This is a genomic window from Candidatus Hydrogenedentota bacterium (genome assembly GCA_019637335.1).
Lineage (GTDB): Bacteria > Hydrogenedentota > Hydrogenedentia > Hydrogenedentales > JAEUWI01 > JAEUWI01.
Genome location: JAHBVV010000018.1, coordinates 87251 through 102673, shown reverse-complemented (window position 1 = coordinate 102673; position 15423 = coordinate 87251). Strand labels below are relative to the sequence as shown.

The window sequence follows — 15423 nt, the reverse complement described above, 5'->3', positions numbered from 1 at the left end:
GTGGTCGAAATTCTTTTCTTGCCCACGGATTACACCGATGACACGGATTGAAGCGGCACTCGAAACAAACAAGAAGAAGCAGCCCGCCGCCCGATCCACTCCGCTACCATTTCGATGCTGGGCAATCCGAACAGGCTGCGTCGAAAATCGCACGCAGCCGCCGGCACGCCTCAACGACCGGAACCAATTGCTATCCGTGTCATCCGTGTCATCCGTGGTCACAAATCCTGATCGCGGCCAGTGGCTGCTCGAGGCGCATTCGTGTGCATTGGTGTCCATTCGTGGTCAAAAACGCACCCTCATTCAACCACCTACTTCATCTGCGTACAAGAGCCATCCTCTGCGCTCTCTGCGCTCTCTGCGTTCTCTGCGCTCTCTGCGTTCTCTGAGGTCAAAGCTTCAACTCTCTTTCTCTTCGTGGTCTTCGTGCCCTTCGTGGTGATCATTTCTTCGGTTGCGGCCAGAGGCGGCCCTGCCACCGTCGTGGTGCGCCCGCCTCAGCACTTCACCTCGGCCCCCTTGCGTGCGTAGTACCACCAGTTCAGCGCAAGGCAGGTCACGTAGTAGATCGCGAAGCCGTACATGGCGTACTGCGGCGTGCCGGCCTTGATCTGGCTCGCGAACACATTGGGAATCAGGAACGCGCCGTACGCCGCGATGGCGGAGGTCCACCCCAGCACGGGGCCGGCCTGTTCCCGCGAGAAGATTACCGCGATCATCCGGAAGGTCGATCCGTTGCCGATCCCGGTGGTGGCGAAGAGCAGGATGAATATCGCCAGGAACGCCGCAAAGTACTTCTCGGGTTGCGGCGAGACGTTCGCCTGGCTCACGACATACCCGCAGGCCACGGCGCTCGCGATCATAACGATCGTGTCCCAGTGCGTCACGCGCGCGCCGCCGAACTTGTCGGACAGCCAGCCGCCAATCGGTCGAATCGCCGCGCCCATGGCGGCGCCCAGGAACGCGTACTTCAGGATGTTCGGCGCGTTCGGATTGACGATGGCTTCCGCCAGCGGCTGGCCGGCCTCATCCACGCGGATGTAACCGAAGACATCCTTGAGCAACTTCGGAAACGCGTTCGAGTAGCCGATGAAGGATCCGAAGGTCATGACATAGAGGTAGGTCATGATCCAGTTGTGCTTGTTCTTGAAGATGCCGAACTGGCTGACGAGGCGCGCCTGGGTCTGCGCGGGCGTTAGGTAGCGCATGCAGGCCAGCGTCACCAGCACGGCGACGATCAACACCACCAGAATCTTCAGCAGCTCCGGCACGCCCCCCCAGGGGAGCAGCAGGAGCACGATAGCCACCGCGGCCCCGACAAAACCGAGCAGTTCGAGCCACAGGAAGCGCCCGGCGGCGGACAGTGCCGATCCGCAGTCGTGTTGCGGCAGGTTGTGCATGCCAAACCACGCGACCACGGCAAAAAAGGCCAGCACCGGAACCCAGACCAGCCCGGTGTTCTGAATCCAGACGGGATTGCCGTCGAGCGCCTGCGAAGGGCCGCCGAAGATACCGATCGTAATCACCAGGGGCACGGAAAGCTGCATGACGGCCACGCCGAGATTGCCCAGGCCCGCATTCAGCCCCAGCGAGAGGCCCTGCATGCGCCGTGGAAAGAAAAAGCTGATGTTGGACATGGACGACGCGAAGGCGCCGCCGCCCACGCCGGAGAGCGCGGCGAGGAGGATGTACATGAGAAACGGGGTATCGGGATTTCGCAGCGCCAGGCCCGCGCCGAGCGCCGGCAGGATAAGCAGCAGCGTGGTCAGCGCCTTGACGTTGCGACCGCCGCATATCGCGATCATGAAGGAATTGGGAATGCGCAGCGTTGCGCCCGCAAGCCCCGCGACCGCCGGCAAGGTGTAGAGCAGGGCCTTGTAGGCCTCGCCGGAAAGCGGCTGTCCATCATTGCCAAAGGTGAAGTTGTACAGGTCCGGATTCGTGTCGTGCGCCCCCTGCATGAGCCCGATGATCACGCTCCACTGGATCCAGACCGCGAAGCCCAGGAGCAGGTTCGGGATCGATATCCAGAGGTTGCGTTGCGCGATCGCGCTGCCGCCATTTTTCCAGAAGGCCTCGTCTTCCGGCTCCCATTGTCTCAAGGCCGCCATGGTGCGTTCCTCAGGTTGCGCCGCGCCCGTAGCGCTGCTGTTCCCGTGCGTGTTCCAAGTCTTCAATGTGGCCGATCAGCTCCGGCGCCGCCTCGTGCAGCATCCGCTGGACGACCCGGTGCATCCACCACAGACAAATCCCGGACAGCACGGCAAAAAAGAGCCAGCAGGTGGTCCAAATCCCCGTGCGTTCGAGCAGGTATCCAAAAATAATCGGGCAGATGAACCCGCCCAGACCCCCGAGCACGCCGACGATGCCGCCCACCACCCCCACCTCGCGCGGGAAGTAGTCGGGGATGTGCTTGTAGACCGCCGCCTTCCCGATCCCCATCATGATCCCGACAATGAAAACCAGCCCCGTGAAGATCCATACGTTCGCCTGGAAGTACACCCGCGTGACCCCGCGCGCGAGGAGCTCCTTCTTCACAACGTCGTCGCCCGGCGCCACCACGGGCTCCTGCCACATCGCAAACGTGGGCCACACGAGCACCCCGTCATGCTTCTGCGCGTCCGTAAGCGATTTCCCTTCCGCCGTGCGGAGCGGGTACCGCGTTTCGCCCACGACAATCGCCTCCTCGGAGACCGACGTCACCACGCCGGCGCGCTTCGCCATGATCCCCTTCCCCGGCGATTCCAGCTCCATGCGCGGCGCGACCAGCAGCGAGCAGCAGATGAGACAGGAGGCGAGCACCCAGTACATCACACGCCGGGCGCCCCACCGGTCGGACATGTACCCGCCGAGCGCGCGGATAACCCCGGATGGCAGGCTGAAGATCGCCGCCATCAGACCCGCCGTCGCGAGCGGCATCATGTAGGCGTTCACGTAGTACGGGATGAGCCATTGCGCCATCGCCACGAAGCCGCCGAAGACGAGAAAGTAGTACAGGCCGAAGCGCCAGACGCGCATGTAGCGCAGCGGGGCGAGGCGCGCTCGAAAACTGGTGATATGCGAATCGTCCACCTTCTTGTGGACCGTAAAGAGCAGGAACAGCACCGCCATGGCGACCAGCACGCCGGCGTAGATCCGCGGCATGGCCCGCCACGCCTCCACGTTCTCGCCACCGCCCGTCAGCCAGCGCAGGAGAAAAGGCGCGCCCATGCTGGTCACCGCCGCCCCCGCGTTGCCCGCGCCAAAGATCCCCAGCGCCGTGCCCTGGTGCTCCTTCTTGAACCAGACCGACGAATACGCAATACCGACGGCAAAGGAGGTTCCCGCGATCCCGAAGCCGAGGCTGAGCAACAGGAACGACAGGTAGGAATCCGCGTAGCTCAGAAAATACATCGGAACCGCGGAGATCAGCATCACTACGGTATAGACCGGCTTGCCGCCATACTTGTCCGTCAGGATCCCGACCGGCAGCCGCAGGATCGATCCGCTGAGGACCGGAATGCCGATCAGCCACCCGACCTGCGATTCGCTCCACGCAAACACCTGGTTCTCCACCAGAAAGGTGACCAGAACCCCGTTCATCATCCAGCACGCAAAGCAGACGGTAAAGGCGATCGTGTTCATCGCCAGCACGACATAGGCTTTGGGGGACTCGTTCATTGCGGCGCTTTCATCGGCGCTGGCCCGGCGGGCTCAGGTAGGCTGTTGTGGATCGTCCCCGTCTCCTGGCGCGCCGCCGAGCAGCTCGAACCCGCGCAGCAGGTTGTTGAGCCCGTAGAGGCCGAGGGCCGTGGCGACGGCGATCATGACGACGTGGAAAAACTTGCGCTTCAAGTTGATCCAGAAGAGTTGCCACGGCGGCCCGTGGTGCGGGTCGAGCGGGTGCGTTCCGGCGAGGTACTCGGCGCGGTCGGTCACCCCGTCGCCATCTAGATCGCTGTCCGCGGGTATCGCGTCGGCCAGCGTTTCCGGCTCCAGCCGCATCTGGAGGAAGCGGGTCTTCCCCAGTTGCTCGATCAGGAAGTTGCCGAATTCGTTGAGAATCGGGCTGTCCACCGCCTGGCCCGGCTCAAACGCCGCGCGCGCGCGGTTGTGCCGTTCCAGATCCGCCGGCTTCAGGCTGCCGATCTGTCCCGGTTTCAGGCCCTCGGGGCCATCCGGGTGGGTGTGGCACAGGCTGCAGTTCACGGGCATGCCGGAGACTTTTTCGACGTAGGCCTCGAACTCGGGGTAGGCGAGCGCGGGGCCGGCCCACACCAGGGCCAGGGCGGCGATTCCGCGCGCCCATTGTGGCGTTGCCTGACGCATCAGTGGGCTCCTTTCAGAAACTCGTATATGGACTGTCCGAAGATGGTGATAATCACGAGGTAGGCGCCCGCCGCCGCGGCGATCCAGCCGAGGGTCTTGCGTTGTGTGCCCCGGAAGATCCATGGGGCCAGCAGCAGCATCGCGAGCACGCCGTTGGTCACGATCATCACCAGCCAGAAGGGCAGCAGCTCCAGCGGGTAGTACACGAAGAAGAAGTACCACTCCGGCTTAATGCCGTCGGGGGTCGACCCCATCGGATCGAAGGGCTCGAAGAGGGGATAGGAGAAGAAGGCCTCGAAGGGCAGGCACAGCGCGAACACGAAGACGACCAGAAACACCATGCCCCAGAGCGAGAAGTCCTTGAGCACAAACAACGGGAAGAAGCGCTCGGTCTTCCCGGTGGGCCGGTCGACCCCCTGGCTCATGCCGTGCAATTGAACCAGCAGCAGGTGCAGCCCCAGGATCATGAAGGCCACCAGCGGCAGCACGACCACGTGGAGCGCGTAGAAGCGGCTGAGCGTTGCCTGGCCCACGGCCTTTTCGCCCTGGATCAACTCTTTCGCCCGGGCGGGCAGTTCCGAGAGCGCCCCGGGCAGGTACGCTCCCACTTCTTCGATCGACTGCATGCCGACCTTCGTGGCGTTGACCGCGATCTGGTGCCACGGCAGCAGATAGCCGGTGAACCCGAACCCGAAGGTCACGATCAGCAGGAGCACGCCGGAAACCCACAGCGCTTCGCGCGGCTTCTCGAAGGCCTTCATGGCGAAGGTCGTGAGCAGGTGCGCCAGCACGCACAGGATCATCCCCGAGGACGACCACGTGTGCAGGTTGCGGATGAGCGCGCCGCCGCTGACGTGCTTCGTGATGAACTCCACCGACGCATGGGCGTCCGCGACGGTCGGCTGGTAGTAGAAGAGCAGCATCAGCCCCGTGACAACCTGGATCCCGAAGAAAAGGAGCGCCAGGCCGCCCAGGTAGTAGGCCCAGCTCATCCGGTGAACCGGCACCTCCTTCTTCTTCAGCATGTCCTCGAAATTCAGCTTGTGCAGGGGCACGCGTTCGTATAGCCAGGTTCCGAGGGCCTGTACCCGTTCGTTACCGCTCATCAGGCCAGTTCCTCCATGCGCCGGGCGATGAATACGCCGTAGCTGTCCAGTTTTTCGGGGTCGGGCGCGCCCTGAACCGGCCCGTCCGGGCCCTGGCTCGCCACGATATCGCCGGCGGCGTCCATCAGCACCCAGCCGATGCGCGGCAGGGGGGCCTTGGCGGGCGCGCCGGGATTCGGCTGGCCGGTGCGCACGTCGAAGTAGGACACGTGGCAGGGGCAGAGGAGCCGCCTGTCCGCGTCGAGCGTGCTGGCCACGGTGCAGCCCAGGTGCGTGCATTTCGCCGATATGAGCAGCGGCAGGCCGTTTTCATCGCGGAAGGCGAGGGCCGGCCGCATCTCGTAGTCGGTGAAGTACCGACCGTCCTTTTCGCTGAGCTCGCCGAGGCGCGCCACGTGAATGTACGCGCTATTGATCCGCTCGAGCTCCAGTTCGCGCTCCTTCGCCGCCAGTTCGAGGCGCTCCAGCTTCTTCGCGAGCAGTTCCGCCTCCGCCTCGCTCGACATCCGCGCGCCCTGGAAGAAACGCCCGAGCTTGTCCAGCACCCCCGCCGAGAGCAGCACGCCCGCCGCGCCGACACCGGCGGCCCCGCGCACGAAGTAGCGGCGGCTGTCCGCCGCCTGCCGCACCGGCTCGGGCACATACGCAAAGCGGCGGGGATTCGTCCAGACGACCTTGATGGGCGGGCGCCAGAGGTAGGAGAGCGGGAAGGTGAAGAGGTGAACCAGCCGCGTGAAGGGAATGAGCAGCAGAATGACCCACGCCAGCGCGAGGTGCAGCTTGACCGTCGGCGGCAGGCTGGCCACGAGATCCGTGCGCGGCTGAAACGCGACCAGGCTCCAGAGGTATGGCGTCGTCGTGCCCGTGGACCACGCCGCGCCCCAGCGGTGGCCGCCGGCTACGCCGATGCCCACGAGCACCTGCGCAATGAGCAGCCCGAGCACGGCCAGGTCCGCCGGCGTAGTGACCGCCTGTATCTTCGCGGAGGTGAGACGCCGGTAGAGGAGCACGCCGAGCCCGAACAACGCCAGGAACGCGGCGATCATGCCGATGACTTCGACGCTGATCAGGAGCACGGGCACGCCCATGAGGGCCTGCCAGATTCCCGGAAGCAGGATGGGGATGACGTGCCCGACGAGAATAATCAGAATGCCCAGGTGGAAGGGGAGCGATCCATACTTCAACTGTCGCCCTTCGAGAAACTGGGAGCTGAGCGAAGAGACGCTGAAGGGATGCCGGCGGATCCGCCAGATTGATCCGGCCACCAGCACGAACAGCGCGATGTAGGGCAGGCCGACGAAGAGAAACTGGTCTAGCATGACGCGAACTCCCGGGGATACTGGGTCTGCAACACGTGACGGATGGCAAGCAGCACGTGAAGATAGGGGCTGGAGGCCTGCTTCAGGCCGGCGATCATCGCCTTGATCGGCCCGGGCGCGCACCAGCCCATCAATTCATTCCATTCTTCGTGGCTGAACGCGGCGGCGCAGCGCAGCACCACCGCCAGGTGATCCGGCAGCTCCTGGCCGCAGTCGAGGTCCGCACGCTCGTACACCTCCTTCAGGCCGGCCATCAGTTCCGCGCGCTTGAAACTCTCCGCGCCGAAGAGATACACGCTGAGATAGGGGACGCACTGCGGGGCCACGTCAAAGGCGCGCGTGTAGATTTCCTGAAGCTCCTCGGCGCTCAGGTGCTCGGTCTCGCGCAGAAAGCGATCGAGGTGCGTCGAGGCGGCAGGAAACTCGTCGCGCACGTAGTCGGACCACGCGGTCAGATCGGCGCGATCATCCGCTTCCGGGTAGGCAAGGAAATCCGCCAGTGCGGTGTACATGTCGATAGTCCGGGGCGCCGCGACCATGTCAGGCGCCCCGCTTCGGTTCGGCCGCCACGCCGAGCCCGCACTGTCCCCGGCATTGCTGCGGCGAACAGCCGGTGGCCTCGATGGCTTCCTCCCGCTGGATGGGCGGCATCACGTAGCGGCTGCTCATCGGCGCCAGCGCGGTCATCTGGTAGATGGCCTCGGCCTGTTCCGCCGTAAGGTGCGCCTCCCGGAGCACCGCGTCCACCCGCGCCGAGTCCACATCGCTGACGTCCTGCGCGCGCTTGAAATAGCGCACGGCCATCTGCCGCTTCATCACCGCGCGGATAATACCCTCGTTGCCCGCGCTGAAGAGCCGGGAGAGGTACTTCACGGGGAGCCGCGACTTTTCGAGGTGCGTGAAGAATTCGTCGGAATCCTGCTCGTAGATGCCGTCGCCGCTTCGCCCCGAAACCGGCAGGAGCGGCGGCACGTAATACAGCATAGGCATGGTCCGGAACTCGGGGTGCAGCGGAAGCGCGAGCTTCCATTCCATCACGTACTTCCACACCGGGGATTCCTGCGCCGCCCGCACGAATTGCTCGCTGATGCCGTTGCGCTGCGCGCCCGCGATAACCTCGGGGTCGTTCGGGTCGAGCAGCAGCGCGCGCTGGGCCTCCACCAGGGACTTCTCCGGCGCCTTCATCGCGTCTTCCATCCGGGACGCGTCGTACAGCAGCACGCCCATGTACCGGATCCGCCCGACGCAGGAGTGGAAGCAGGCGGGGGGCTGGCCGGTCTCGATGCGCGGGTAGCAGAGTATGCATTTCTCCGACTTCCCGGTCTGCCAGTTGTAGTACACCTTCTTGTACGGGCAGGCCGCGACGCACGCGCGCCAGCCGCGGCATTTGTCCTGGTTGACGAGGACAATCCCGTCTTCGCCGCGCTTGTAGAGCGCGCCGGAGGGGCAGGAGGCCACGCAACTCGGATTCGCGCAGTGGTTGCAGATGCGCGGGAGATACATCATGGCGATGCTCTCGACATCGAACAGGGCCTGGCGCTCGTCTTCCGTAAGCCCGGCGAGGTTGGGATCGTTCTCCGCGTAGATCGGGGAGCCGCCCAGGTCGTCGTCCCAGTTCGGGCCGGCCTCGATGTCCATCGGCTCGCCGGTGATCTGGGAGATGGGCCGCGCCGTTGGCTGGTCGTGGCCCTCCGGCGCATCAAACAAATCGCTGTAGCGGTAGGTCCACGGTTCGTAATAGTCGTCGAGCCCGGGCTGGTTCGGGTTGTAGAAGAGCTTGTGGAACGCGCCGCCCCGGCTTTGGCTCTTGAGCACGAGCTCGCGCTTCTCATTCACCTCCCAGCCGCCCTTGTAGTTCAGCTGGTCCTCCCACAGCGTGGGATAGCCCGTGCCGGGCTTGGTTTCCACGTTGTTCCACCACATGTACTCCGCGCCGGGGCGCTCGGTCCACAGGTTCTTGCAGGCCAGGCTGCACGTGTGGCAGCCGATGCACTTGTCCAGATGGAACACCATGGAGACCTGTGCGCGTACATCCATCTCGTAAATCCTTTCCAGCGCGGGCTTACCAGGCCGGCTTGTCGATTTTTCGCACGATCACGAAGGTGTCCCGGTTAACGCCCTGGGGGCCCCAGTAATTGAAGGCGTAGCTGAACTGGGCGTAGCCGCCGATCATGAAGAGCGGTTTGAGCCGGGCGCGCGTAAGGCTGTTGTGCGCGCCGCCGCGCTGGCGCTTCCGGTGCTGCGATTTCGGCACGCCCACCGTCCGCTCGGTGGCGTGGTAAATGAAGCAGATGCCGCGCGGGATGCGCGCGCTCACGCAGGCGCGCGTGACCACCGTCCCGTGGTCGTTGATAACCTCGACCCAGTCGTTGTCGTGCACGCCGATCAGGCCCGCGTCGTTGTCGTTCATCCAGAAGGGCTCGATACCGCGCGAGAGCGTCTCCATCCGCAGGGTGTCGCCAAACGTCGAGTGGATATGCCACTTGCCGTGGGGCGTCAGGTAGTTCAGCACCATGGATCCCGGCTCGACGCCGGTGTAGTCCAGGTCGCGCGTGGTGCGCAGGTCGGCGCGCGGCTTGAAGGTGGGCAGGTGCTCGCCATAGGCCCGGTAGGCCTCGTGGTCGAGGTACAGGTGCTGCCGCCCGGTCAGCGTCCGCCAGGGAATCCGTTCCTCCACGTTCTGGCAGAACGCGGCGTAGGTGCGCCCGCCATTCGTCACGCCGGTCCAGTACGGCGTCGTCAGCGTGCGGCGCGGCGACGTGCACAGATCGTCGAAGTTGTACACCACCCCCCGCGTGTCGCGCGCCAGGTGCGTGTGGTCGATGCCGGTCTTCTTCGATTCGACCTCGTACGCGCGGTGCGCCAGTTCGCCGTTGGTCTCCGCCGCGAAGTGCAGGATCACCTCGCAAACGTCGCGATCGGCGCGGAGCGATGGATAGCGCTTGCCACCCCATTCCTCGGTGCGGTGGTTCGTCAGGTACTGGTCGTAGACGTCGTCAACCTGATACACCGTGCCGTGAATGCCCAACCCCTTGTCGCGGTAGTTCGGGCCGAGCGAGATGAACTTCTCGTAGACCTTCGTGTAGTCGCGCTCGACCACCGTAATGTTCGGCATGGTCTTGCCGGGAATGGGCTCGCACTCGCCCTTCGCCCAGTCCTTGATGGACGGCTGCGCGACTTCGGCGGGCGTGTCGTGGAGCAGCGGGGAGATCACAATGTCGCGCTGCGGCTTCGGCAGGTACTGCCGCGCCATCTCGGAGGTGCTCTTCGCGATGCTCTGGAAGATCTGCCAGTCGCTCCGGGATTCCCAGCACGGGGGCACGGCCTTCTGGAGCGGGTGGATGAAGGAGTGCATGTCCGTGGAGCTGAGATCGTCTTTTTCGTACCAGGACGCCGTCGGCAGCACGATATCCGAGTACAGCGCCGACGTGTCCATCCGGAAGTTCAAATCGACGATCAGGTCCATCTTCCCCAGCTCGACCTTGTCGTGCCAGACCACGTCCTCGACATCGTCCTTCGCCACTTCCTCGGCGATCGTGTTGTGGTGCGTGCCGAGGTAGTGTTTCAGGAAGTATTCGTGCCCCTTGGCGGACGCCTGGATCGCGTTGCCGCGCCAGATGTACCACACGCGCGGGTAGCACGCGGGATTGTCGGGATCCTCCATCGCAAACTTGAGCGATCGGTCCTTGAGGCGGTTGACCAGGTGCTCCACGGGATCGGCCCCGCGTTCCTCGGCTTCCTTCACCAGTTTGAAGTTGTGCTCCGTGAACTGGGGGAAGCACGGCAGCCAGCCGCTGCGGACCGCCAGGGCCTGCTTGTCGGCGGTATGCCCGGAGGCCATGGGGTGATCTTCTTCCGCCACCGGGCACATCTCGCGGAACGCGCGATCGTAGCGCCACTGATCCGAGTGCATGTAGTGGAAGGACGGCGTGTTCTGCAGGCGCGGCGGGCCGCCCCAGTCCGCGCCGAAGGCGATAGGCCCCCAGGACCCCTGCGGCACCAGCTTCTCCTGCCCCACGTAATGGTTCCAGCCGCCGCCGTTCTTCCCCACACAGCCGCAGAGCAGAAGCGCGTTGATGCACGCGCGGTAGATCAGGTTGTTGTGGTACCAGTGGTTCACCCCCGCCCCGATGATCACCATGCACTTGCCGCCGGTCTTTTCGGCGGTGATGGCCCATTCCCGGGCGAAGCGAGTGACCGTGGCGGCCTTGATGCCGGTGTAGGGCTCCTGCCAGGCCGGTGTGAAGGGCTGCGCGCCGTCGTCGTAGCTCTCGGGCCACTCCCCGGCGTAGCCCCGGTTTACGCCGTGCTGCGCCAGCAGCAGATCGAAGGCCGTCGTGACCAGCACCGGCCCCGCCGCCGTCTCCACGGTGTGCGATGGCACGTGCCGGGTCCGGATGACGTCGTTCCGGCCCTCGGAGAAGTCGTTGAAGCGCACCGGGACCGCCTCGCCGAGCCCCGCAACGCTCAGGCGGGCCTCAAACGCCTCGCCGGTGCGAGAATCCTCCTGCTTGATGTGCCACTGGCCCTTCGTATGCTGCCAGCGGTGGCCCACCTGGCCGGCCGGCAGCCGGATCGCGGCGTTTTCCTCGTCGAGAACGAACATTTTCCATTCGGCGAGCTCTTCGTCCTTCGTTTCCGCGAGCTGCGACGCGCGGAGGTAGGCCCCCGGCTTGTAGCCGCCCTGCCCGTCGGGTTCGAGCTGCACGAGAAATGCCGCGTCGCTGTTTTCCTTCAGGTAGGTGCTGAAGCTCGGGGTCTCCCGGTTCACGTAAAACTCTTGCAGGATCACATGGTTCACCGCCATCCAGAAGGCCCCGTCCTGGCCCTGGTTCATCGGGATCCATTCGTCCCCGACCTTGGAGGTCTGGCTGAAGTCCGGCGAGAACACCACCACCTTGGCGCCCTGGTGCCGCGCCTCCACCAGGAAGTGCGCGTCGGGCGTGCGCGTCATCAACACGTTGGAACCGACGGTCGCGATGAATTTCGAGTGGAACCAGTCCGCGCTCTCGGCCACATCCGTCTGTTCGCCCCAGATTTCCGGCGAGGCGGGCGGCAGGTCGCAGTACCAGTCGTAAAAGGACAGCGCCACGCCGCCCATGAGCTGCATGAACCGCGCCCCGGCCGCGTAGCTGATCATGGACATCGCCGGGATGGGCGAGAAGCCGATGAGTCGATCCGGCCCGAATTCCTGGACGGTGTACAGGTTGGCCGCGGCGATGATCTCCTCGACTTCCTCCCAGGTGCTCCGCCGGAACCCGCCCTTGCCCCGCGCCTGCTGGTAGCGCTTGCGGGACGGTGGGTCCGTCACGATTGATCGCCACGCGGCCACCGGATCGCCGGGATGCTTTCGCTTCGCCGCGCGCCAGAGATCGGCCAGCGCGCCCCGGAGGTAGGGGTACTTCACGCGCAACGGGCTGTAGATGTACCACGAGTACGAGATGCCGCGCTGGCACCCGCGCGGCTCGTAGGGCGGGATATCCTTATCGAGGATCGGGTAGTCGAGCGCCTGCATCTCCCACGTGACGATGCCCCGCTTAACGTAAATGTTCCAGCTGCACGACCCCGTGCAGTTGACGCCGTGGGTGCTCCGCACCACTTTGTCGTAGGACCAGCGGTTCCGGTAGAAGTCTTCCCACGCCCGCGCCTCCGGCTCGAATATGTCCTTGATCCAGCTCATGCGATTAAACTCCCTGGTCCTGGCCGGTGTCCTGCTTGCGGCAGGCGCGCGCGACGAGACGCGCCCGCGTGCCGCCGGGGGTCTTCTTGTAACGGGTGGCGAGCAACACTACGGTCCCCCCCGCGCCCAACACGCCCAGCAGGTGCAGCGGGATGCTGATCGCGGATTGCGGCTGGCCAGAGACCTGCTCCAGGTACTTCACCACGTGAAGCGCTTCCTGCCGGGTCACCGGCTGCGCGGAGTCAAGGTACATGGCCCGCATGACCGGGTAGCCGGGCGACTCGCAGGCGGCCATCAACGGGGCCTCGCCCAGCCGCGTGAACGCGTCTTCCAGCGAGGAGGCCAGCGATCCGCCGCGACCGCCCGCCTGGTGGCACGCGCCGCACGCAAGCCCGCCATTGGCAAAGGGCGTCCGCCCCAGAAAGAGCGCGCGGCCCGTATCCGCCGAAGCCGGTTCCATCGTGGCCGCGTGCCTGAGCGCGGCCTGCTTCTGCGCCTCAGCGATCCGCTCCGCCGCGTCAACGGCGAGGAGGAAGTCGGTGTGCAGGTCGATTTCCTCATCCGCCATTGGCCCCACGTTCTTCTCCATGCGCTTGATCGCGTCCCAGAGGTTCTTCCGGGGCCACGCGGCAGATGGTTTGAGGTCGGGGCCGGAGAGGGCCCCGCCGCCAATCGTGTGGCAGCCCATGCACTTGGTCGCGTAGGCCTGCGCCGCCACGTCCTCGGGCGCGGCGGCCGGTGCATCCGGCGCGAGCGCGGCTTCGGCGGTTTCAGCGGGCGTCTCGGGGGCGGGCGCTTCCGCCGCCGTCTCCTGGGCGCCGGCAACGCCACAGGGGAGGGCCAGCGCGGCGGCGATCAGCAGCGCCGCCAGGCGGCGGCCGCGGAATCGAAGCGGGGGCAGGTTCGCAAGCATCAAATTGCCTCTCCATGGGGCCCGTGACCAGGCCCAATATAGTGGATTTTTTTATCCACTTTATTCCGGACCAAATTATCCACTATTTGGCCGCGCCGTGTCAATGGCTTGGTTCATTCTTCTAAAAACCCGGAAATAAAGGGCGATCCGGCCCCGCGCGATCAGGTTCGGGGCAGGTTCTTCAGCCGCTTCGCCGCGAAGTCCGCGATATCCTGAAGCGTATCCTGCGCAAGCTGGTCGAGCAGTTGGGACTTCGCCTCGGCCCAGCGGTAGTGCATGGGGCAAGGGTGCGCGCTGCCACATTCCTCGAACCCGAGGACGCAGTGATTGAAGGTGTCCTCGCCGTCCACGGCGTGTATCACGTCGAGCAGCGAGATCCTGTCGGGGCTTTCGGCCAGGGAGTAACCGCCGCCCGGACCCCGGTGGGCATGGAGGAAGCCGGCCTGCACGAGATCCTGGAAGACCTTGCGGGTAAACGGCTCGGGAATCCCGACCTTTTCGCAGATCTCCGCAATCTGAAAGCGCTCGCTGCCCCGTTCGGTGACGACGTAGGCAAGCGCCCGCAGCGCGTACTGGCAACCTTTGGAATAGAGCTTGAACATGAAATAGTAGACTTCCTCCTCCATTTTGTTCGCTCCGGCTCCCAATGTCAAGGGCCGAGGTCCCGCGCGGCGTACTGGAAGCCACACCGCCAAGCGGGTACCATGGAGCCGGCGCGTACGCCATTCAGACACAACCGGAGTCCCAGACCATGAAACGCCGCGAGTTCATTCAGCACACCGCCCTGGCCACGTCCGCCCTCCTCGCCGCCCGGCCCGCCCGCGCCGCCGCCTCCCCCAACGAGAAGATCAACATCGCCGGGATCGGCGTCGGCGGGATGGGCGCCTCGAACCTCCGCGCCCTGGAAAACGAAAACATCATCGCGCTCTGCGATGTGGACAGCGACTACGCGGCAAAGACCTTCGAGAAGTACCCAAACGCCGCGCGCTACGCCAACTTCCGCGTCATGCTCGAAAAACAGCGCGACATCGACGCCGTGCTCATCGCCACGCCCGACCACACCCACGCCGTCATCGCGAAGGCCGCCATGGAAGCAGGCAAGCATGTCTACTGCCAGAAGCCGCTGACCCACGATGTGTTCGAATCGCGCCGCCTCGCCGAAATCGCCCGCGAGACCGGCGTGATCACCCAGATGGGCATTCAGGGCCACTCCATGTCCGGCGCGCGCGACATCGTCACCTGGATTCAGGCCGGCGTCATCGGCGAGGTCCGCGAAGTCGACGCCTGGTGCGACCTGACCTACTACCCCTGGGGCCACGCCGCCTGGAGCTCACCCGTCGGCGCGCGCCCGGAAGACACCCCGCCCGTACCGGCCACGCTCGACTGGGATCTCTGGCTCGGGCCCGCCCCGTCGCGCCCGTACCACCCCTGCTACCACCCCGGCAGCTGGCGGAGCTGGTGGGACTTCGGATGCGGCATGATGGGCGATCGCGGCGCGCACACCTTCGATCCCATCGTCTGGGCGCTGGATCTCGGCCAGCCGGTGAGCATCGAGGCCAGCTCCACGGGCCTCACCGGGGAACTGCATCCCCTCGCCTCCATCGTGCGCTACGAATTCCCCGCCAGGGGCGATCGGCCGGCCGTCATCGTGAACTGGTACGACGGCCTGCGCCCCCCGCGCCCCAGCGAACTCAGCGAAAAGGACGACCTCGGCGACGGCGAGGGCGGCGCGCTGTTCAAGGGCTCAAAGGGCTGCATCACCTGCGGCACCTACGGCCAGTCGCCCCGCCTCGTGCCCGCGGCCCGCATGGCGGATTTCACCCCGCCCGAACCCAACATCCGCAAGGTGGAAGGCACGCACGAGGCCGAATGGTGCGACGCCATCCGCAACAATCGCCCCGCCAACGCGGCCTTCGACTATTCGGGCCCACTCACCGAAATCACGCTCCTCGGCAACATCGCCAAACGCATGAACACCAAACTGCTCTGGGACGCGGCGAAGTTGGAATTCACCAACCTCCCCGACGCCACTCAATACGTGCGCCAGGCCTATCGCGACGGCTGGTCCCTGTAGGCTGCCACCGCCTCGCCGGGCGT

Annotated in this window: 11 protein-coding genes; 1 reads left to right on the top strand and 10 read right to left on the bottom strand. The window is 65.2% G+C overall.

From position 1 onward, the window contains the following. Nucleotides 1-497: 497 nt before the first annotated feature. The 10 genes from KF886_17865 to KF886_17820 all read right to left on the bottom strand — a co-directional run bounded on the left by KF886_17865 (nt 498) and on the right by KF886_17820 (nt 13952). Nucleotides 498-2111 carry a hypothetical protein gene (locus KF886_17865; GenBank protein ID MBX3179225.1) on the bottom strand — a complete coding sequence of 538 codons (1614 nt, stop codon included), beginning with the start codon at nt 2109-2111 and terminating at the stop codon, nt 498-500. Nucleotides 2112-2121: 10 nt separating this feature from the next. Further along, nucleotides 2122-3660: a NarK/NasA family nitrate transporter gene (locus tag KF886_17860; protein MBX3179224.1), complete on the bottom strand. Its 1539-nt coding sequence runs from the start codon at nt 3658-3660 to the stop codon at nt 2122-2124. Between the two features lie 33 nt (nt 3661-3693). Next, nucleotides 3694-4308 carry a hypothetical protein gene (locus KF886_17855; protein MBX3179223.1) on the bottom strand — a complete coding sequence of 205 codons (615 nt, stop codon included), beginning with the start codon at nt 4306-4308 and terminating at the stop codon, nt 3694-3696. Then, complete coding sequence (locus tag KF886_17850) at nt 4308-5414, bottom strand: cytochrome bc complex cytochrome b subunit (protein MBX3179222.1); 1107 nt, start codon at nt 5412-5414, stop codon at nt 4308-4310. Before KF886_17850 ends, KF886_17855 begins: the two co-directional genes overlap by 1 nt. Further along, a complete protein-coding gene (gene narI, locus KF886_17845) occupies nt 5414-6733 on the bottom strand; it encodes a respiratory nitrate reductase subunit gamma (GenBank protein ID MBX3179221.1) in 1320 nt (439 codons plus the stop codon). Before narI ends, KF886_17850 begins: the two co-directional genes overlap by 1 nt. Next, nucleotides 6727-7245 (bottom strand): molecular chaperone TorD family protein, encoded by a 519-nt coding sequence (locus KF886_17840; GenBank protein ID MBX3179220.1) that lies wholly within the window; start codon nt 7243-7245, stop codon nt 6727-6729. Before KF886_17840 ends, narI begins: the two co-directional genes overlap by 7 nt. Nucleotides 7246-7273: 28 nt before the next feature. Beyond that, on the bottom strand, nt 7274-8770 hold the full coding sequence (gene narH / locus KF886_17835) for a nitrate reductase subunit beta (GenBank protein MBX3179219.1): 1497 nt from the start codon (nt 8768-8770) through the stop codon (nt 7274-7276). Nucleotides 8771-8795: 25 nt separating this feature from the next. Next, entirely contained in the window at nt 8796-12413 is a 3618-nt protein-coding gene (locus tag KF886_17830; GenBank protein ID MBX3179218.1) for a nitrate reductase subunit alpha, read from the bottom strand. Nucleotides 12414-12417: 4 nt separating this feature from the next. Next, nucleotides 12418-13326 (bottom strand): c-type cytochrome, encoded by a 909-nt coding sequence (locus KF886_17825; GenBank protein ID MBX3179217.1) that lies wholly within the window; start codon nt 13324-13326, stop codon nt 12418-12420. Between the two features lie 161 nt (nt 13327-13487). Then, a complete protein-coding gene (locus tag KF886_17820; protein MBX3179216.1) occupies nt 13488-13952 on the bottom strand; it encodes an Rrf2 family transcriptional regulator in 465 nt (154 codons plus the stop codon). Between the two features lie 125 nt (nt 13953-14077). Between KF886_17820 and KF886_17815 the strand changes: the two genes are divergently transcribed. Continuing rightward, entirely contained in the window at nt 14078-15400 is a 1323-nt protein-coding gene (locus KF886_17815; protein ID MBX3179215.1) for a Gfo/Idh/MocA family oxidoreductase, read from the top strand. Nucleotides 15401-15423 lie beyond the last annotated feature (23 nt).

Coding starts and splice junctions, on each gene's coding strand:
- KF886_17865 (MBX3179225.1), bottom strand. CDS start 2,111: ATGGCGGCCTTGAGACAATGGGAGCCGGAAGACGAGGCCTTCTGGAAA.
- KF886_17860 (MBX3179224.1), bottom strand. CDS start 3,660: ATGAACGAGTCCCCCAAAGCCTATGTCGTGCTGGCGATGAACACGATC.
- KF886_17855 (MBX3179223.1), bottom strand. CDS start 4,308: ATGCGTCAGGCAACGCCACAATGGGCGCGCGGAATCGCCGCCCTGGCC.
- KF886_17850 (MBX3179222.1), bottom strand. CDS start 5,414: ATGAGCGGTAACGAACGGGTACAGGCCCTCGGAACCTGGCTATACGAA.
- narI (MBX3179221.1), bottom strand. CDS start 6,733: ATGCTAGACCAGTTTCTCTTCGTCGGCCTGCCCTACATCGCGCTGTTC.
- KF886_17840 (MBX3179220.1), bottom strand. CDS start 7,245: ATGTACACCGCACTGGCGGATTTCCTTGCCTACCCGGAAGCGGATGAT.
- narH (MBX3179219.1), bottom strand. CDS start 8,770: ATGGATGTACGCGCACAGGTCTCCATGGTGTTCCATCTGGACAAGTGC.
- KF886_17830 (MBX3179218.1), bottom strand. CDS start 12,413: ATGAGCTGGATCAAGGACATATTCGAGCCGGAGGCGCGGGCGTGGGAA.
- KF886_17825 (MBX3179217.1), bottom strand. CDS start 13,326: ATGCTTGCGAACCTGCCCCCGCTTCGATTCCGCGGCCGCCGCCTGGCG.
- KF886_17820 (MBX3179216.1), bottom strand. CDS start 13,952: ATGGAGGAGGAAGTCTACTATTTCATGTTCAAGCTCTATTCCAAAGGT.
- KF886_17815 (MBX3179215.1), top strand. CDS start 14,078: ATGAAACGCCGCGAGTTCATTCAGCACACCGCCCTGGCCACGTCCGCC.